General features: G+C 43.3%; 17 protein-coding genes, 1 tRNA gene and 1 pseudogene. 9 read left to right on the forward strand and 10 right to left on the reverse strand.

Translation table 11 applies throughout. The features are described from left to right. Positions 1-79 precede the first annotated feature (79 nt). Positions 80-2,050 carry a recombinase family protein gene (locus HYT61_03680; GenBank protein MBI2063306.1) on the forward strand — a complete coding sequence of 657 codons (1,971 nt, stop codon included), beginning with the start codon at positions 80-82 and terminating at the stop codon, positions 2,048-2,050. 275 nt (positions 2,051-2,325) lie between these two features. Beyond that, positions 2,326-2,919, forward strand: a complete 594-nt coding sequence (locus HYT61_03685) for a thymidine kinase (protein MBI2063307.1) — start codon at positions 2,326-2,328, stop codon at positions 2,917-2,919. Between the two features lie 54 nt (positions 2,920-2,973). On the opposite strand, the gene HYT61_03690 is transcribed toward HYT61_03685, so the two are convergent. After that, positions 2,974-4,194, reverse strand: a complete 1,221-nt coding sequence (locus HYT61_03690) for a sigma-70 family RNA polymerase sigma factor (GenBank protein MBI2063308.1) — start codon at positions 4,192-4,194, stop codon at positions 2,974-2,976. An 18-nt stretch (positions 4,195-4,212) separates the two neighbouring features. Then, entirely contained in the window at positions 4,213-6,015 is a 1,803-nt protein-coding gene (locus HYT61_03695) for a DNA primase (GenBank protein ID MBI2063309.1), read from the reverse strand. 157 nt (positions 6,016-6,172) lie between these two features. Here HYT61_03695 and HYT61_03700 point away from each other — a divergent pair, with 157 nt between their 5' ends. The 6 genes and pseudogenes from HYT61_03700 to HYT61_03725 all read left to right on the forward strand — a co-directional run bounded on the left by HYT61_03700 (position 6,173) and on the right by HYT61_03725 (position 11,374). Beyond that, positions 6,173-6,853 carry an NUDIX domain-containing protein gene (locus HYT61_03700; protein ID MBI2063310.1) on the forward strand — a complete coding sequence of 227 codons (681 nt, stop codon included), beginning with the start codon at positions 6,173-6,175 and terminating at the stop codon, positions 6,851-6,853. A 112-nt stretch (positions 6,854-6,965) separates the two neighbouring features. Further along, entirely contained in the window at positions 6,966-7,877 is a 912-nt protein-coding gene (locus tag HYT61_03705) for an NUDIX domain-containing protein (protein MBI2063311.1), read from the forward strand. Further along, the gene (locus HYT61_03710) at positions 7,874-9,298 is read left to right on the forward strand and encodes a nicotinate phosphoribosyltransferase (GenBank protein ID MBI2063312.1); all 1,425 of its coding nucleotides are present in this window, start codon (positions 7,874-7,876) and stop codon (positions 9,296-9,298) included. The genes HYT61_03705 and HYT61_03710 overlap by 4 nt, the downstream gene beginning before the upstream one ends. A gap of 133 nt (positions 9,299-9,431) precedes the next feature. After that, complete coding sequence (locus tag HYT61_03715) at positions 9,432-10,595, forward strand: acyl-CoA dehydrogenase family protein (GenBank protein ID MBI2063313.1); 1,164 nt, start codon at positions 9,432-9,434, stop codon at positions 10,593-10,595. A gap of 124 nt (positions 10,596-10,719) precedes the next feature. Continuing rightward, a pseudogene (locus tag HYT61_03720) lies at positions 10,720-11,166 on the forward strand (DUF2975 domain-containing protein). Positions 11,167-11,170: 4 nt separating this feature from the next. Continuing rightward, positions 11,171-11,374, forward strand: a complete 204-nt coding sequence (locus HYT61_03725) for a helix-turn-helix transcriptional regulator (GenBank protein ID MBI2063314.1) — start codon at positions 11,171-11,173, stop codon at positions 11,372-11,374. 244 nt (positions 11,375-11,618) lie between these two features. Here HYT61_03725 and HYT61_03730 read toward each other — a convergent pair. The 6 genes from HYT61_03730 to fusA form a co-directional block, all read right to left on the reverse strand. Then, positions 11,619-11,703, reverse strand: a tRNA-Ser gene (locus tag HYT61_03730). Between the two features lie 16 nt (positions 11,704-11,719). Continuing rightward, positions 11,720-12,613, reverse strand: coding sequence for a M48 family metallopeptidase (locus HYT61_03735; GenBank protein ID MBI2063315.1), 894 nt, complete (start codon positions 12,611-12,613; stop codon positions 11,720-11,722). Further along, positions 12,610-14,244, reverse strand: a complete 1,635-nt coding sequence (locus HYT61_03740) for a CTP synthase (protein MBI2063316.1) — start codon at positions 14,242-14,244, stop codon at positions 12,610-12,612. Before HYT61_03740 ends, HYT61_03735 begins: the two co-directional genes overlap by 4 nt. Before the next feature lie 218 nt (positions 14,245-14,462). After that, positions 14,463-15,017 (reverse strand): LemA family protein, encoded by a 555-nt coding sequence (locus HYT61_03745; protein ID MBI2063317.1) that lies wholly within the window; start codon positions 15,015-15,017, stop codon positions 14,463-14,465. Positions 15,018-15,019: 2 nt separating this feature from the next. Continuing rightward, positions 15,020-15,367, reverse strand: a complete 348-nt coding sequence (locus tag HYT61_03750) for a hypothetical protein (protein MBI2063318.1) — start codon at positions 15,365-15,367, stop codon at positions 15,020-15,022. A 37-nt stretch (positions 15,368-15,404) separates the two neighbouring features. Beyond that, entirely contained in the window at positions 15,405-17,513 is a 2,109-nt protein-coding gene (gene fusA, locus HYT61_03755) for an elongation factor G (GenBank protein MBI2063319.1), read from the reverse strand. A 214-nt stretch (positions 17,514-17,727) separates the two neighbouring features. On the opposite strand from fusA, the gene rpsT reads away from it, so the two are divergent. Beyond that, positions 17,728-18,003, forward strand: coding sequence for a 30S ribosomal protein S20 (gene rpsT / locus HYT61_03760; GenBank protein ID MBI2063320.1), 276 nt, complete (start codon positions 17,728-17,730; stop codon positions 18,001-18,003). A gap of 28 nt (positions 18,004-18,031) precedes the next feature. Here rpsT and HYT61_03765 read toward each other — a convergent pair whose 3' ends face one another. Continuing rightward, the gene (locus HYT61_03765; protein MBI2063321.1) at positions 18,032-18,583 is read right to left on the reverse strand and encodes a hypothetical protein; all 552 of its coding nucleotides are present in this window, start codon (positions 18,581-18,583) and stop codon (positions 18,032-18,034) included. 186 nt (positions 18,584-18,769) lie between these two features. Then, complete coding sequence (ftsW, locus tag HYT61_03770; GenBank protein ID MBI2063322.1) at positions 18,770-19,864, reverse strand: putative lipid II flippase FtsW; 1,095 nt, start codon at positions 19,862-19,864, stop codon at positions 18,770-18,772. Positions 19,865-20,000: the final 136 nt, after the last annotated feature.

Here is a 20,000-nt window from a genome sequence, read left to right on the forward strand (position 1 = left end):
AACAAGGAAAAAAGTAAACATTGTATCGACAATGTATTGATAGTATAATGGCAATGTACCCCCAGTTGCACTACAATCCGTGATTTTTTATTGGCTTCTGCCCTTAAGGGGGGCGGTGCCGGAAGCCAATCCTCACGGAAAAAGCGACTGGGGTACCACCGCTCCCTTTAAGTTTATGAAAAACGAACAAAATACAACTAAAAATAAGGCGATTTCCTTTTGCCGCGTAAGCTCGAAGGAGCAAGCCGATGAGGGTTATTCGCTTGAATCGCAGGAAAAGCTACTTGAGGCATACGCTACAGACGATAAACGAGATTTTAAGATCATCAAGATCTATAAGATCACGGAATCAGCGAGCGGAAAGCAGGTACGAAAGACATTTCAGGAAGCACTGAAATACGCCACTGATCAAAAAATAAAGATCATTCTGTGTGAAAAGATTGATCGATTAACACGCAACCTTAAAGACGCCAGCACAATTGACGATTGGGTAAAGGATAAAGACACTACCGGTCGGCAGGTTCACTTTGTAAAGGAAAACTTTATTCTTAACGCTGATACAAAGGCACACGATAACCTTGTGTGGGATATGAAGGTGGCTATTGCGCGTTTCTATTCAAACAATCTATCCGAAGAAGTGAAGAAGGGGCAAAAGGAAAAGATCGCGCAAGGATGGCTTCCTACGAAGCCGCCGCTTGGGTATCGCACGATCGGCGACAAAGGGCATAAAACGCACGAAATTGACGAGAAGATCGCCCCATATATCCGTAAGATGTTTGAGCTTTACGCTACCGGTAATTACTCAACGCTTTCTTTGGTAAGGGTTATGTACAAGGAAGGTTTGCGCAACCGCGAGGGTAAAAGGGTTGGAAAGAGTAGATTGCATCAATTGCTTTCGGATCCATTTTATTACGGCAAGATGCGATGGAAAGGCGAGGTTGTTAAAGCAGAACACGAACCCCTTATTCCGAAAGAATTGTTTGACGACGTTCAAAAAATACTTGTCCGGAAGATCAAATATCCCATGTATAGGAAACACCTCCCTATATTTAAGGCGATGCTGCGCTGCGGAGAGTGCAAAGGCACTGTTACGTGGGAAATACAAAAAAATCATTGGTACGCTCACTGTAGCCATTACCGAAACTGCAAGCAAAAAAAGTATGTCCGGCAGGAAGCTGTCGAAGAACAGCTTTTCCCATACTTTGATCGAGTTGCCCCGATAAACACGCGCTTGCTGCAGTGGCTTGAGAAGCAGCTTAAAGAAAGCCACACCGAAGAGATCAAATACAACACCTCAAAGCGAGAGGAGTTAAACCGGATCATCGCAACCGCCGATAGACGGATCGAGGCGGCGTATAAAGAGAAGCTCGACGGCAAGATGCCGGCGGATATGTGCAAAAAACTCATTGATGACTTTACGCGCGAGAAGGATGATGCGCTTGATGCGCTGCAAAAGTTAAGTGAGGCGCGCACGGCTTATTACGAAGCCGGCTATGCCGTCCACGAACTTGCAATGAAAGCGCAAGAGATCTACTCAAGCAAGAAAGCCACGGTGGACGACAAACGGCTGCTATTAAGCCACGTATTTACCGAGCATAGCTTGCAGGATGGCAAGATGACGCCTAACTACACGCTTGCCTTTGATTTCTTGTCGGAATGGATGCCGAAAGTAAATCCAGTATTCGTACAAACTAAAAACCTCGCGCAAGGCGAAGTTTCCAGTAAACCTTTAAGACAACCTCACGGTACCGCAAGAACTTCTTTTTCTCCGGATGCTGCTGTAACAGCATCAGAAGTCCTTGTGGGTGGATTGGCGGAACTTCGAAAGAATTATTTTCGAACCTCCGAAAACCCACATCCTATCTCACGATTCGGGGTTTCTGACCCTAAATCACGAGATCTGCTCCGGGAGCAGGACTCGAACCTGCAACCATCTCCTTACACATTATCCAATACTTTCGTATCGGGGTGGACTATATCATTATCCTTTCGGATATGGGGCGTTTCCATCAACCTTACAGTTGATGTACGAGTTTCCTCTAGTCTCTGAACCTTCCAGACTTTTTATAAAAAATCTGGCTTGGCTGCTGATTACCATAATCTTTTAGATTTTAGGCTTCCAGCAATTAACCCCATTATTCGATCTGCCTTTCGACAGAAAGCTGCGTTATGCTCCACAGGGAGCCGCTCTACCATTGAGCTATCCCGGAATTATTAAATTGTAGTAATATCATAGCAAAATTACGACAATGATTCAACGTTGAATTATTTCTTAAATTCTGTATAATTTTTTATGTTGTTTAAAAATTATCATCGGGGGCGTTGATGGCAAGACTAGAGGTCATTACAGGGCCAATGTTTTCGGGTAAAAGTGAGGAGCTTGCCAGAAGACTGCGCAGGGCAGTATTTGCAGAAAAAACCATGCTACTTGTCAGGCCAGACATTGATAATAGAAAAACTAGAAATATTTTTGATCTGATATCAAAAGATCAAAGACTAAGTGACTATCATAGATTACAAATGGCAAGAGTAGATTCCGGACGTAAACTACAAATTGAACTCACTCATTTCCACACAGAAATTCTCGCTATTGATGAGGCTCAATTTCTGACTTTTGAGTTTCTAGATCTTATTTTAGATTTATTAGAAACAGAGAAAAATAATGATTTTACAATCATGGTTTCCGGCTTGAACATGGACGCCGATGCAAGACCATTCGGAATTATGCCAGATTTAATGGCCAGAGCAGATGAGATACTCCTACTGACAGCCATTTGCACTGAATGCCGCAATGCACAGGCATCATTTACACAAAAAATAGGCGGCTCCGGTAAGCAAATTGAAATAGGCGATGAAAATATATATACCGCCCGATGCAGAAAATGTTTTGTAAAGGCAAGTAAACTTCCGCTCATTTAAGAGCGGGTTTTTTATTTTTAACTAAAAGCGGCGGTCAGTGACCGCCGCTTTTAGTTAATATCCCTTTAACTTTCCTACCGCATGGTGCTGTCGTATTTTGTCCAACGCCTTTGCTTCAATTTGCCTTATGCGTTCCCGAGTAACACCAAAGACTTTGCCCACTTCTTCAAGTGTGTGTGTCACGCCGTCCCTAAGTCCAAAGCGCATCTCCAATATCTTCTGTTCGCGGGATGATAATTCACTTATTATCTCCTGAAGGTGATCGCGCAGTATACGTCGTCCGGCCATTGTTTCCGGAGTAGCTGTTTCCTCGTCGGCAATAAAATCAGCCAAAAGTGATCCTTCGTCATCATCATTTCCAACCGGCACCTCAAGAGAAACAGTGTCCTGTGAAATTTTCATTATATGATGAATCTTGTCAACTTCAACGCCCATTTCTGCAGCTACTTCTTCTGGCAATGGTTCGCGACCCAAGTCCTGCACTAAACGCCTCACCACCTGCTGGTACTTGTTAATGGTCTCAATCATATGCACCGGAATACGGATAGTGCGAGCCTGATCGGCCAATGCACGGGTAATCGCCTGCCTTATCCACCAAGTTGCATAAGTAGAAAACTTGTAACCACGTTTATAATCAAACTTCTCCACTGCACGCGACAAGCCTATATTCCCCTCTTGGATCAAATCAAGCATTGTCAAATTGGCAGAACGGCCGACATATTTTTTGGCAATGGAAACCACGAGACGTAAATTGGAAAGCATTAATTTCTGGCGTGCCGATTCGTCTCCTTTTTCAATTTTCTTTGCCAATTCTGCCTCTTCTTCACCGCGCAAAAGCGGATACTGGCCAATCTCGCGCAAATACATCTGAACCGAATCCGAGCCGGCTTCTATCTGCTCTTCTTCAAGCTTTTTTTTATCTTCTTGTTCTTTGGTACGTTCCTCGGCAAAAACCTTGCCAGTATCCATCACATTGATATTGGCCGCTTCCAACCGCTCATAAAGCCGCTCCAAACCTTCAATATCTTTTTCAACGTTAGGAAAAGCGTTGAGAATTTCGGCTTCGGTAATAAATCCCCTATGTCTGCCCTTCTCTATCAGCCGCAAAACGACATCCTCGCTTATGACAGCCTTGGCAACTCTTGTTATTTTCTTTTCTTGCTTTTTCCTTGGCCTGCTTCGGTTTTTATTTTTTTTGCGCAACTTTAACACCACTTTCTTTTTGGTGGTTTTCTTTTTATTTATTTTTTTTAATTTTTTAGATTTTTTTGGCATAGTTCACTGACTTTAATTTTATAGCTGCTTAGAAACCCTGGAAAACTCGGACACAAGCGCAACAAGTTTTGCTTTTTCACCGCTCTTCTCGGCTGATTTTATATCATATTCCAGTTCAGCCAGCCGCGCGGTTATCTTGCGTTTTTTTATCTGACCGACTAATTTCTCAAATTCTTCACCCAGCTCTTGATCTTTAAAATCCTTCCACATTTCCTGTGATTTAAGATACGCAAATTCCAAATTCATGGGACTAATCGCCACAGTCGCCTCACCACCTTCAAATCCAACTGCGTGAGTCAACTGCGCGATAACCGGGTCACTTTGTTCCAAATTAATTTTTTGTGTCAAATCTTTAAACTGCGGGGAAAGAAACTCCTCGTTTTCTTTGCTGATTTTTTGAACTAGTTCGGGTTTTTTAATTATTAGTGAAAGCAAAACTTCCTCCTGAAAATCCAAATTGCCGGCCAATGATTTATTACTGGCATCTGTCGTCACTGCCGACTCTGGCAGGTCTTCTACAATCCTGGGTTTAACCGCGGTTAACTCTTGATACAAAACATCTTCTTTTGTCTTGAGTGCCAAAGCAATTTCACTTACCCAATGAGCTTGTTCTATTTTATTCGCCATTGAAGCAAGAAACGGCATAAGTTTCTGACTGAAGAGCTTTTTGCCCAATGCAGTGGCAAGGTCAAAAGAACTTTTGGCTGTTTCAAAATAAAAATCCATAAACGGTTTGGATTTTTGTGCGTATTCGGACCATTTTTCGCCGTACTTTTTAACGTAATCGGCGGGGTCCTTGAGATCAGACTCGCATATGGTAATTATACCAACATTAAATCCTTTGGCAAGAGCCAAATCCACACCCCGATCGGTTGCCATGGTACCGGCGTTATCGGCATCAAAACAAAGATCAAGATTATCAGTATATCTCTTGATTGTCTTGAAGTGACCATCAGTCAAGGCAGTACCGGAAGAAGCCACTACATGCTTAGCGCCGGCTTGATGCGACATGATAACATCCATGTTGCCTTCTACCACAAGACATCTGTCAGCGCGCCTAATATCTAGTTTTGCCCGATCAAGTCCGTAGAGTATGCGGCTTTTGTCGTAAATCGGTGTCTGCGGTGAATTAACATATTTTCCGACATTTTCCTGTTCTGCAAGCTCACCAAAAACCCTACCAGTGAATCCCGCAACTTGGCTATTTATATCAAAAATTGGAAACATAATCCGTGAACGGAATCTATCAAAGTAACCACCGGCGTCTTTCTTAACAATCAAACCAGCATTAAAGATTTCGCCATTATCATAACTTCGCCCAAGGAATTCATAAAGCGCACTCCACGATTCCGGCGCGTAACCAAGATGAAATTCTTTAATCGATTCCTCGGTTAATCCCCTCTCGCACAAATAAGCAAGCGCCTGCCTCCCGACATATGACTCATGCAGCTGCTTCTCAAAAAACCTCATCGCAAGTTCGCACACTTCGTACAGTTTGGTCTTGGCGCTCTGATATTCTTCATATTCTGGGCTTTGGCGCTCAAGTTTAACCCCGGCACGGGCCGCCAGTATACGCAAAGCTTCCGGAAATTCAACACCTTCAATCTGTTTAACAAAGCCGAATGCGTCACCTCCCAAATTGCATCCAAAACAGTGCCAAATCTGCCGTTCCGGCGAAACAAAAAACGAGCCGGATTTCTCGTTGTGAAACGGACAGCGCGCCTTGTAGTTAATCCCCGATTTCTGCAGTTTCAAATAACCAGAAATCAGGTCAACTATGTCAACCTTCTCTTTTATTTGGTCAATTACACTACCAGCCATTATTACCTATTATAATCACATATTTAAAATAAAAACAAAGACAATTTATTAAAAGTTTTTATACCAATGGATTTTGATGGTCAAAAAGTTATCCACAGGCAGTAGTTGTTGACAAATTTTCGGGGCTGGAATAGTATGTGTATATTATACGCTAACTATGGAAAAACGGCCCAAAAACTTAAGATTTGCAGTGCTGGCTGCCGATACCGCTATTTTTAAATTTACAAACGGGAGGTTACTGGTACGCCTTATCAAAGTTAATCGCCCTCCCCATTTTACAAACCACTGGGGCCTACCCGGCGGCTTAATACTTCCAAAAGAAACCGCAGACGAAGCAGCACGCAGACACTCTCGTGAAAAAGGCGCTATAAAGCAAATGTATCTTGAGCAACTTTATACTTTTAGCGGCATAAATAGAGACCCTCGCGGCAGAGTTGTTGCTGTAGCATATCTGGCCATTGACAAAAAAAATGATATTAACTATAACTTAGGAACTACTCCCGAAAATAGTCCGTGCTGGTTTTCAATAAAAAAACTGCCCCGTCTAGCCTACGACCACAAAAAAATAATCCAAGTCGCACTTGAAAGGCTGCGTGCAAAACTTTCCTATACTAATATAGCTTTCGCGCTGTTGCCAAACGAATTTACTTTCGGAGAATTGCGGAATCTCTACGAAATAATTTTAGGACGCCGGTTTGACAGGCGTAATTTCAGAAAAAAGTTTCTTTCGCTTGATTTAATAAGACCCACTGAAAAAGAAAGGCTCGGCGCGGCGAATAGACCTGCCGCGTTATACCGTTTCCGCAAACAATCATTAACCGTTGCTAATATAATTTGAAATAGGAATTAACAGCTGGGGTCGGGACATGGACGACTTGTTGTCTATATCCCGGCTCCGGAATTGAAGCCGAGTGTTATTTAAAAATTTATAAAAAATTAAGGGAGGATATGTGAACAAAGTCGGCGTAGTAGTAGGAAGATTCCAGGTAGATTCCCCCCATGAGGGACACCGCATGCTTCTTGAAGAAGTACACAAAAAACACGGAAAAGTTTTAATCTGCCTTGGCTGCTCCCCTGTACGGCTTTCACCAGATGATCCGCTGGATTACCCGACAAGGGCCAGAATGATGCAAACAGCTTTTCCTTGGGCCACCATTGTCCCTCTTGAAGATTACGACTCAGATGAAAAGTGGTCTCAAAATCTAGATACTGTCATTGCCAAAACATTTCCGACCGATAGCGCAATATTATACGGCTCCCGTGAAAGCTTTATACCAAGATATTCTGGAAAATGGCCAACCAAGGAAATAGAGACGATTACCGTTCCGTCCGGAACGGATCTACGTAGAAAAATAGCCCAAAGTGTCCGGGATTCCAGGGATTTCCGCGCGGGGGTTATTTACGCCTGCGCTAATCGTTTCCCAATTTCCTATCAAACTGTGGACATAGGGATAATACAAAAATCTACCGACGGCAAACCAGAAAAAGTCCTTCTGTGCAGAAAAAGTGGCGAAGACGGATTACGGTTTATCGGCGGGTTCATGGAACCAGGAGATGATAATTTGGAAACCAGAGCAAAGCGCGAGGTTTTTGAAGAAGCAAATATTGAAATCAGGGAATTGGAACCGATTGGCTCAATGCCAGTAGACGACTGGCGTTATCGTGGACGAAATGACGGTATAATGACCTTTCTCTTTGCCGCGACATACATCTTCGGAAGTCCGCAAGCCGGCGATGACGTGGAAGAAGTTCGCTGGGTTAGGCTTGAATCTTTACCGAGATGCCTGACCAAAGAACACCAGCCGCTTGGCATTCGTTTTCTTGAACATATTAAAGAACAAAACGAAAGGAGGAAATCATGACGAACAAAACAATTACAAACCGAACAAGCAACGAACACAATATTATTAAATTGACCGACAGTTACAAGGTAACCCACTTTAGACAATACCCGCCGAACACCACGCATGTTTATTCTTATTTTGAGAGCAGAGGTGGACGCTGGCCGGAAGTTACTTTTTTTGGTCTACAATACATCCTGAAGCATTATTTTGCCGGCGTTCAGGTAACTTACGAAAAAATAGCAGAAGCCGACGAATACTTCAAAAAACATTTTGGCAACAACGCAATTTTCAACGAAGCCGGTTGGAAACACATCGTAAACGAACATGGCGGACGCCTGCCCATCTCCATCAAAGCCATACCTGAAGGCACGACTGTCCCTGTTTCTAATGTTCTTATGACATTTGAAAATACTGATCCAAAATGCTGGTGGCTCCCCAATTATCTTGAAACATTGGCGGTACAGGTTTGGTATCCGACCACGGTTTGCACCAATAGTCGGATGTCACGAAAACTTATACTTAGACACTTGGAAGAAACCGGCGATCCAAACTTGGTTGATTTTAAACTTCACGATTTCGGTTTCCGCGGCAGCACATCGGTGGAATCAGCTGGAATTGGCGGAGCAGCACATTTGGTCAGTTTTAAGGGGACCGACACTCTGGCCGCGATTGATATTGCCAGCAATTACTATCATGAAGACATGGCCGGATTTTCAATTCCAGCGGCAGAACACAGCACGATAACCGCCTGGGGCAAAGAATACGAAAGCTATGCCTATGAAAACATGCTAAAACAATTCTCTACCGGTCTTGTGGCAGTGGTAAGCGACAGTTACGACGTCTTTAACGCCTGCATGAATATCTGGGGAAAAAAGTTACGCGCCAAAGTGATGGGAAGAGACGGCACTCTGGTTATTCGCCCCGACAGCGGACATCCTCCAGAAATAGTTGTGCAGGTTTTGGACATCCTAGGCGAGGCTTTCGGATGCACTGTAAATAAAAGGGGGTATCGTGTTCTTGATCCGCATGTGCGAGTCATCCAGGGAGACGGCATAGACCACGACATGATCGGTTCGGTTCTGGAAGCAATGAAAAATGCCAACTGGTCTGCGGACAATATCGCTTTTGGTTCTGGCGGTGGATTACTACAAAAAGTGAACCGTGATTCACAAAAATTCGCCTTCAAATGTAGTGCGATACGCGTTGAAACATCTTGCGTAGGCGCAAGATGGCTTAATGTTTCAAAAGATCCGGTTACAGATCACCAGAAAAAGTCCAAAGCCGGACGTTTGTCCCTCGTACGAGACATGGACGGCTCATTTAAAACTGTACAAGCCAGTGACAATGTTCTGCCAGATGAGCTAAAGGAAGTGTTCCGCGACGGTTCACTCCTAGTTGATGAAACCTTCAGCCAAATTCGCGAGAGAGCAAAAACATAACAAAAACGTAACGAGAACTTGCTGCCACAAATGGCAGCTTTTTATTGCAAAAAAAAGGTGAGTTCCTCTTGCATTTTTAAAAAATGATGTTATTATAAGCCTGCTGCAGTTTTTTAACAATTTGGGGGGGAGTATGAACAAAGTGTTGCAAAGAAGCATATACCGCGAAGACTTGCTCCACATCGCAAATGAGGTCAGGGAATTCTCTCTTCAAGAAGTCCAGCCACATATTAATTTAAAAAATGAGTCGGAAAAGAAAAAAATTTTCATGGAAAATATAGTCGCCGCAATGGCAAAATGCGGATATCTCGGCGCCCTAATACCAGAAGATTACGGTGGCATGGGCTATACGCTTACGGAATTCCTGCCGGTTATTGAGGGAATAGCGGCATTTTCAGGATCATTGGCACTGACCCTTGCCGGCCACAATCTTGCCGTTTCACACATTTTGCAAGCCGGCAGTGAAGAACAAAAGCAAAAATATCTGCCTCGGCTTGCATCCGGAGAATTGGGCGCTTGGTGTTTAACAGAGCCCGGAGCAGGCTCTAACGCTTTTGGGGGAATGAAATCAATGCTGGAACAAACAGAAGCAGAACTTTGGAAACTTGATGCCTTAAAAACTTTTATCACCAACGGCTGCCATGCGGGCATTTACGTCGTAACGGCGCGCGGCAAAAATAACAGCAACCAGCTTGGTATTTCTGCTTGTATTGTTGAAAAAGAAAAACATTGCCAAAACATTAAGGCACGGCCTCTTGGTAAAAAAATGGGGATGAATGAAAGCGATACGGCCGAAATTATTTTTGACGGCCTGAATGTTGAAATAAAAGATTTGCTTGGTTACCCCGGCCAAGCTCAAGAATCAATCAAAGCGGTACTTCGGCGAGGGCGTCTTGCAATAGCGGGATTTGCCCTTGGATTGGCAAGAGACTCGCTAGAACGCGCTATTGCATATACACCCATAAGAATGGTTTCTGGTGGTAGCCTATTCAATAAGCAGTTGACGCAAGCAAAACTTGCAAAGATGGATTGCCAGCTATGGATCGCTTGGCAGGCAACACTGGCAGCTGCCCGACTGGCTGACGAAAATCTTCCTTTTGAAAATGAGGCCAGCAAAGCTAAATTAACAGCTAGTGAGATTGCTATTGACGTTTGTCATGAAGCAATACAGCTTGTGGGTGGAACTGGTTATATGGAAGAAAGCAAGGTAGAAGGCAACTTCCGCGATGCACGGCTCTTGACCATAGGCGAAGGCACTTCCGAGATCTTATTGCTATCCATCGCAAAAAAGTTATAATTTTTATTCGGTATTTTTTACAAATCTCTCAACGTGAGAGATTTTTTATAACGATAAATACATATTGACAAACGATAAGCAAATAAATTAAGATGAAAATATAAAAAATTTATAAGAACCACACATGAAAAGAAGCTCGACAATATTTCTTCAGGTAGTCATTGTGCTCATTGGCATCGTGGCGCTGGCCATCATGATCAGGTTTCCATTGACCGAGGGGAGAGCCGCAAACTTAGACCTGTTTAGTATTTAATCTATCGCATTTTTTGTTGCCCTATATCAAGCGTTCAAATTGCTCGGATATATCGGGCAAAATAAAGTATTCTCACTAGACTCTGTAAAGGCTTTAAGGACTATAAAGTATTGCGCAATCGTATTGAGTATCTTAATTGTGATGTCAGCACTATACATAAGGATATTTCATGCTGAAGGTGACGATCCAGCGGGTTTTATTGCCGTGTCTATTGTGACTACTTTTATTTCTATCGTAATCGCCACCGCCGTGGCCGTGTTTGAAAAAACTTTACAAAGTGCCATCGATATAAAGTCCGAGAACGATTTAACCATTTAAGGCTATGGCAATCATCATTAACATTGACGTCATGTTAGCAAAACGGAAGATGAGTGTCACCGAGCTTGCCGAGAAAGTTGGCATCACAATGGCCAATATTTCCGTCTTGAAAAATGGCAAGGCAAAAGCTGTTAGATTGGGAACTTTAGAAGCAATCTGCCGGGCATTGGAATGTCAACCTGGAGATATTTTGGAATATAAAAATTAAGAACGAGCGCGTCGAGCTCAAAAAGTTTTGTGGATTGCTTCGATTCAAACTCGGTAATCTGGCGGAAGGGGTGGGATTCCTGTTCCTTTGAAATTTTAGGTAACAAGTTACATCTAAAATTTCTCACCCACAGCCTGGGTTTTCAAAAATATAAAGCAGTTTATATTTTTGAAATACCCTTCGAATCCCACAACATCATTATGCCAATTATTGACATAGCATCGTATGTCAATAATTGTCAAGGCGGAAGGGGTGGGATTCGAACCCACGGGACCCGTTAAGGTCACGGCTTTCCAAGCCGTTCCGTTAGACCGCTCCGGCACCCTTCCATAAATTTTAGTTATATCACATCTTCATCCCGCGTAAAATTCTGATTCTTTCCTCAAGAGGCGGATGGGTGCTGAACAATTTTGCCAACCAATTAGTACCTTCCTTTCCCTTGAACGGCGATGAAATAAAAAGATGGGCCGTGGCATTGTGGGCATGTTTGAGGTGGGAGTGATCATTACCGATTTTTTCAAGAGCAGAAGCCAAACCATCTGGAAAACGGGTCAGCAAAGCGCCTGAAGCATCAGCAAGATATTCGCGCTTCCGAGAAACAGCCAGGTGAATAAGTGTTGAAGCCAACGGAGCCAGAATCGCTACGAACAAACCAACAAAGAGCAATATACCGCTACCGCGATTGTCGTCGTCGTGTCCGCCCCAAAAACTCACTCGCAAAAACCAGTCGGCGACAATCGCCATTACGCCCGCTAAAACCACGACAACCGTTGAAACCAATATATCGCGATTGCCAATATGAGATAACTCATGGGCTAAAACACCCTCCAATTCTTCGTTCTGCAACTTCTCTAAAGCGCCGGCCGTAACCGCAATGGCGGCATGTTTGGGATCGCGACCAGTGGCAAAAGCATTAATTTGCGGGGAATCAATTTTATAAACCTTCGGCATGGGCAAGCCAGCAGTAATAGATAGGTTTTCAATCATGCGATGTAGATATAAGTCTTCTTCGCGCTTTGTTGGTTTGGCTCCCGACATGGATAAAGCAATTTTGGCCGAGTTCCAGTAGGCAACAACGTTCATTACTATTGCCAAAATAATCGCAAAATACAGAATCTGAGGCGCTTGCAAAAAATAGCCGGCCAGCCAACCCAACCCAATTATTAAAATCAAAAACATTGTTATCAACAACCATGTTTTACGTATATTTGAATCTTTTTGTTGGTAGAGATTAATCATTTACTGGCTGCGGCTTTGATAAAACTTCTGAATATCGGGTGCGGGTTGAACGGGCGAGATTTAAGTTCGGGGTGGAATTGAGTGGCAACAAAAAATTTATGTTTCGGCAATTCTATAATTTCCACCAGGTTTTTATCGGGATTAATCCCCGATCTTATCAAACCCCCTTTCTCAAGTTCGTCCAGGTATTTATTGTTGACCTCATACCTGTGCCGGTGCCGCTCACAAATCATGTCTGAACCAAATATTTTGTGCGCCAACGTGCCGTTTTTTATTTCACAAACATAGCCGCCAAGCCGCATCGTACCACCTAGATTTTTGTTTGCAATGTTAGCTAATTGTTCACTCATTGTGCAAATTACCGGGTGTGCTGTCTCCGGTTTTATCTCGGTAGTATGCGCTCCTTTCAGGCCACAGACATTCCTGGCAAATTCAACAACAGCAAGTTGCAAACCATAACATAAGCCCAGAAAAGGAATATTCCTGGTTCGCGCAAAATTTATGACTTTAATTTTGCCCTCAACGCCACGCGAACCAAATCCACCGGGTACAACTATCCCGTCAAATTCCTTTAACCGTGCCAAGGCACGATTGCTTTTTTCATATTCTTCTGCATTAAGCCAAGTGATAACCGGCCTGCGATTATTGGCCCAAGCGGCGTGTTTGACTGCCTCTATGACCGATATGTAAGAATCAGCAAGAATAAAATCACCGCTTGCAAAATATTTTCCGACTATGCCTATTTTTACCGGCATTAGTTTTTTATTTCTAATTTTATTTACCAGATTTTTCCATTTGAAAAAGTCCTTTTTTGCGCCAGTCAGGCCAAAATGGCCTAAAATTCTTAGACCCAGCTTGTCTTTTTCAAAATTGACGGGTATCTCATAAATTGATTCGACATCCGGTGCAGATATTATATCTTGCTCCGCCACACCGCAAAAAACGGATATTTTTTTCTTGCGTTCACTGTCTAGCGAAACTGATGATCTGGCAATAACCATATCCGGCTGTATGCCGGACATATTGAGGGTACGGACCGCATATTGAGTTGGCTTGGTCTTCATTTCGCCAACCATCTGCGGTATCGGCAAATAGCTCACCAGCAAAAACAAAACATTAGCCGATTCGGCAAGTTTCAACATTCTAGCGGCTTCAAGAAACAGGAGGTTCTGATACTCACCCACCGTTCCGCCTATTTCCACAAGGACAAAATCAGCCCTATTCAGTCTGGCTGCGTTTTTAATCCTACTTATGACCTCATTGGGTACGTCCGGAACGACCTCTACACATCTTCCGCCATATTCAAGATTCCTTTCCTTTTGAATTACCGCCTGATAAACAGAACCGGTAGTCATATAATTGGTCTTCAGAATATTTTGATCCAAAAATCTTTCGTAATTCCCTATGTCCTGATCGCATTCTAAGCCATCTTCGGTAACAAAAACTTCTCCGTGTTCAACCGGGTTCATGGTTCCAGCATCTACGTTTATGTATGGGTCAATTTTTACGGCTGTTACGGAAAAGCCGTATTCCTTAAGAATACGGCCTATGGACGCGGTTGCCACGCCCTTGCCCACGCCGGACATCACTCCCCCGGCTACAAATATGTATTTGGTTTTATTTGAAGTCATAAAAGTTATCTGCACAAACTATCAAAAATTACAAACCCCAAGCCGATACCAATCGGCGGTTTTTATCGTTCGCAAATTAACAAGATAGACTTCCAGCGAAGCGAGTTTCCCGGCGGAGGCGCGCGCGTTTTGCGCCTGTCCCGAAGGGCCAGCAAAACACGCGCGCGTAGCCGGAAAATAAACTATTTTGCTGTTTCAGTTTGTAATTTTTGATGAAATTAAAAGCTAACCTTCACCGGTTCTTTTTCGGCGGAATTGCCAAGCTCGAAAAACTGTTCTTTTTTAAATCCGAACATTGAGGCAACCATATTGGTCGGGACCTGCTCAATCTTGGTATTGAGGGTCAGAACATTGGTATTGTAGAATCGACGAGCAGCTTGGATTTTATTTTCGGTATCGGACAATTCATCCTGCAATTTAGCAAAATTCTCCGAAGCGCGCAGAGTCGGGTATGCTTCGGTCAAAGCAAAAAGATTCTTAAGGGCACCTGACAGTATATTCTCGGCTTGACCGTGCTCGGCCACGCCATGCGCTCCCATAGCGGCAGAACGCGCCTTTATCACTCTTTCAAAAACATCTTTTTCGTGGCTAGCATAACCCTTTACGGTTTCAACAAGGTTTGGAATTAAGTCGTACCGCCTCTTTAACTGGACATCAATATCTGACCATGACTCTTTAACACGATTACGCGATCTGACTAGCGCGTTAAAAGCCCCGGCCAACCACAAAACCACCACAGCCACGATTATTAAAATTATATATGTAATTGACATAATTAAGATTTGACAAAAACCGCGTTTTCTAATTTATCAACTCGCTTTTTAACCTGCTTAATTTCTCTGTTTAGCGACACATCCAAATTTTCTACCTTATTTACCACTCCGATAAGCTCTGATTCTATACGATCAACCTTGTTTTCAAGAACATCAAACCTGCCGTCCATATCCTCAAATCTCTTATCTATCTGCCCAAATCTTTTATCTACTTGCCCAAATCTTTTATCTACTTGCTCAAATCTTTTATCTACTTGCTCAAATCTCTTATCTACAGCATTAAAACCATTGCCTACCATTAGGGCCAATTTATCTAAAGTCATTTTGCCTTTTTTATTTTTCTCTGCCATTACAATTAACCTTAACAAAAAGGAGTGTGTCGTGCAACTATTTTTTGCCTTCTTTAATTTGCTCGGCGATATTATTCGGGACTTCTTCATAATGGTCAAACTCCATCGTGTAAGTCCCCCTGCCTTCGCTAAGAGAGCGGATTGTGGTGGCATAACCAAACATTTCCGAGAGAGGAACCTTGGCATCAATCACCTTGAGGTTGAGCGGTGAACGGTCGGACATCTGTTCAATTCTGCCTCGGCGTGAGTTAAGATCGCCTGTGGCCTCACCCAAGAATTTGTCTGGCACAATGACTTCAACTTTCATAATCGGTTCTAGCAATACTGGTTTGGCGCGTCTTGTGGCTTCCTGCAATCCCATGACTGCGGCAATCTTAAAGGCAATTTCTGAAGAATCCACTTCATGGTAGGTGCCGTCATATAAAGTAACTTTTAAATCAACCAAAGGATAACCGGCTATCACGCCCTTATCCAACGCTTCATGAACACCCTTCTCAACGGCAGGGATAAATTCCTGCGGGATAACACCACTTCTGATCGCATCAACAAATTCAAAACCACCGCCACGCTCCTGCGGTTCAACTCGCAACCAAACATGACCGTATTGACCACGTCCGCCCGACTGTCTGATATATTTACCCTCTGCTTGGGCTGTTTCCCTGATTGTTTCTTTATAAGCAACCTGGGGGCGGCCCACATTGGCACCAACACTAAACTCCCGTTTCATACGATCAACAATAATATCCAAATGTAATTCGCCCATGCCAGAAATTATTGTTTCAGCTGTCTCCTCGTCTGTCTTTATCCTAAATGTCGGATCCTCGTCCGAAAGCTTCTTGAGTGCCAAACTCATTTTTTCCTGGTCTGCTTTTGTTTTGGGCTCTATACGCAAAGAAATAACCGGCTCCGGAAAAACTATTTTTTCAAGAATAATAGAATTGTTCTGATCGCAAAGCGTATCTCCGGTTTTGGTCGCCTTGAGTCCCACCGTAGCCGCAATTCCTCCTGTAAAAACTTCTTTTATTTCCTCACGGTCATTGGCACGCATACGAAGGATTCTTCCAATTCTTTCTTGTTGACCAGTAGAACTATTTAGAACATAGGAACCAGCAATAAGCACGCCTGAATAGACTCTAAAAAATGTTAGTTGACCAACATATGGATCAGTAGCAACCTTGAAGGCTAGCGCAGAGAACGGAGCAGCATCACTTGGTTCACGGCTAAGCTCGCTGCTAGTTTTGGGATCAATTCCTTTGACTGGCGGTTTGTCTACGGGTGAAGGCAGATAATCCACGACACCATCCAAAACAAACTGCACGCCCTTATCACGCAAAGCCGAACCAGCAAAAACGGGCACTAGCTTATTTTCAATTGTTGCCTTACGCAAAATCTTCTTAAGTCGTTCGGTTGTAATTTCTTTGCCTTCAAGATATTCAGACATTGTCTCATCGTCATGTTCAACAATTTTCTCAATTAACTCGGCTCTCAATAATTCTGCTCGCTTGCGCAGGTCTTCAGATGGTATTTCAGCCTCAACGACACGCTCTCCGTGCTCACCCTCAAATCTGAAATACTTCATATCAAGAAGATTAACGACACCCTGGAATTGATCCTCTTCACCGTCGGGAATCTGCACACGAACAGCATTAGGCGTTAGACGCTCAAGAATTGATCTATAGGAACGGTCGAAAGATGCACCAAGACGATCCAGCTTATTTATAAAACAAATTCTTGGCACGCCGTATTCATCGGCATAACGCCAATTTGTTTCCGATTGCGGTTCTACGCCGGCAACGCCGTCAAAAACGACAACTGCACCGTCAAGAACGCGCAATGATCGCTTTACCTCAACCGTAAAATCTATATGGCCCGGCGTATCTATAATATTAATACGATGCTCGGTGTCTTTGTTTTTGGTCATACCGGTCGGCACCCAATAGCAAGTAACCGCGGCGGCGGTAATGGTAATACCGCGCTCACGCTCTTGTTCCATCCAATCGGTTACGGTTTCGCCCTCGTGTACCTCTCCGATTTTGTGAGATACGCCGGTGTAAAACAAAACGCGCTCGGTAACAGTAGTTTTGCCGGCGTCAATGTGAGCTATTATTCCAATGTTTCTAATTTTTTCTATTAAAAAATCTGCCATTGATTTTTGATTTACTGTAAAAATAAAGAAAAAAGCTATAAAGCCATGGGGCTATATAGCCATAGTGCCTCTTTTAATAGTAGCAAATCCAGCGATTGAGTCAATTTTTCTAAAGGTTAGAAAAATAAACTGAAAACAACCCGTCAGAAATTTAATGACCTTATGGGCATTTTTGTTGCAAAAAATAAATACGTGTGTTAAATTGCTAGTTATTATGCCAATAACTAAGTCGGCCCAAAAGGCCCTAAGGCAATCAAAAAGAAGAAAACTTCAGAACTCCAGGCGGAAAACAAAATTCCGCTCTTTGGTTAAGGAATTCAGACAGACTGTCGCAGCAAAGGATTTTGATAAGGCAAAACAGATATTGCCGGCAGTTTACAAGGCGCTAGACAAGGCTGCCAAAACAAATGCCATTAAAAAAAATAGGGCCAGTCGATTGAAATCCAGGCTAACAAAATCATTAAGCCAAAATAAAAAAACTCCGAGCTAAACTCGGAGTTTTTTTATTTACTGGCCATTTAAGGAGTTGCTGTGGGAGTCGGCGATCCGGCAGGACTTACCGACGGACTAAAGGTTGGCATTGGTTTGTTGGCCCTACACGCCTTATAAGTCCTCTCTGCAAGTTTCCATGCATTTTCTGCGGCTTTTTTATCTAAGGCAAATTTAACTTGAATGGTTTTCTTGGCAGTCTGGTATTTCTTCTTGGCATCCTTGCTTTTGTCGGAAGCATTCCAGGCAGCACGCGCGGTTTCCATTGATGCTAAGTATTCCTTTCGCGCTCCTTCCTTGGCATTTTTCCAGGCTTGTCTTGCCCTCTCAAACGGTTCTTTGCAAGATTCTTTTCTGGCTTTCTCAACTCGTTTTTGTTCCTTTTTGACCTCGGCTTCCAGCTTTTTTTCTTCTGCCTTAACACGACCCCTGTTTTCGTCTGACTTGGGAGTTTTACTGGGAGTGGGACTGACAATTACAGTTGGAGTCGAAGTCGGCGTTGGGCTTACGTCATCTGCAAAAGCCGTAAATGCCGAAAACGCAATCGCCAACGAAACGGTCGTTGAAACTACTCTCTTCATAAATCTTAAAAATGGTCTGGGAATTTGAACTAATCAGCCAAGCTGATTGGTTATTCAAAACCTAAACCGATTGATTAGTTTACTTAAAACTCGCGGTTTCTCGACGCAACCGCTATGTTTAATTATAGCAGTAAACCAAGCGGTGGCAAAGCATGTTGAAAACAGCCAAAAGTAGGAAAGATAGTCCTATCCGTGCCTGGAAATGTTTAAAACGATTCCCAAACCGGCCATAATAGATACCAAAGCCGAACTGCCAAAACTTATAAATGGCAAAGGCAGTCCTGTAAGCGGAATCATGCCGGAGATGGCAAATATATTAATAAGCGCTTGGCCGCAAACCCAAGTTGTTACGCCCAGAACCAGCAGTTCGCCGAATTGATTGCTTACGGTCTTGGCAATATTTATCATGGCTAGCGACAAGGCCAAAAACAGCGAGAGAAGAAAAGCCCCGCCAACAAGGCCAAGCTCTTCAACAACTATCGCGAAAATTGAGTCGCCTACCGGTTCGGGAAGGAAATTTATTTTTTGTCGGCTTTGGCCGAACCCCAAGCCAAAAATACCGCCGGAACCTATTCCCAGAAGAGCCTGGTTAATATGATAAGAAGTATCTTGTTTATCGGACGAAGGATTAAAAAAGGCCTTAAGTCGGTCAAATCTATACGGCTCAACGACCGATAGCGCGCCAAGTAAAATACCCGCGACTAGAATTAAAACAACAAAGTGAGAAAATTTGGCGCCTGCAAAAAAGTACATTGACAAAGCAATTAAGGCAACCAAAACCAACGTTCCCATATCCGGTTGGGATAATAGCAAAACACCAACGAAACCAAGCACCAACAGAAACGGGGCCAATGATTGTATCCTTTCTCCTATTCGTCCGTCTCGCCTGCTGAACCATGCGGCCAGATAAATAACAAGTGAGAGCTTCAGCACCTCCGAAGGTTGGAATGTAAAAATTTTTAGATCCAACCACCTTTGCGCCCCTCTCAAGCCATAGCCGATACCCGGCACGAAAACCAACACCATCAAACCGATTACCGCAACCAAAAGTGGCAAAGCAATTTTTTTCCAAAATTTGTAATTTATCCTGGAAAAAAGTAAAAAGAGGGCCAAACCAGGCAAAACACCATAGAGAAACTGGTGGAGAAAATAGTAAGAAGGCGAACCGAAGCGTTTCTGTCCTTCAACTACGCCAGCGGAAGAAAGCATAACCAAACCAAAAACAATCAGAATAAAAACCAGTATCGTCAAGGTTTTACCAGATTTGGAAATCTGCATCATGGTAGAGGCCGATTTATTAAAATTACAAACTTAACTGGTAGAAAAATTTATCTACCGGCTACGTGCACGTGTTTTGCTGGTCCTTCGGGACAGGCGCAAAACGCGCACGCCTCCACCGGTAAATAACATCCCCTTC

The sequence above is a fragment of the Candidatus Yanofskybacteria bacterium genome (assembly GCA_016181175.1).
In the GTDB taxonomy this organism is placed as follows: domain Bacteria; phylum Patescibacteriota; class Minisyncoccia; order 2-02-FULL-40-12; family IGHO2-01-FULL-4-A; genus 2-01-FULL-44-17.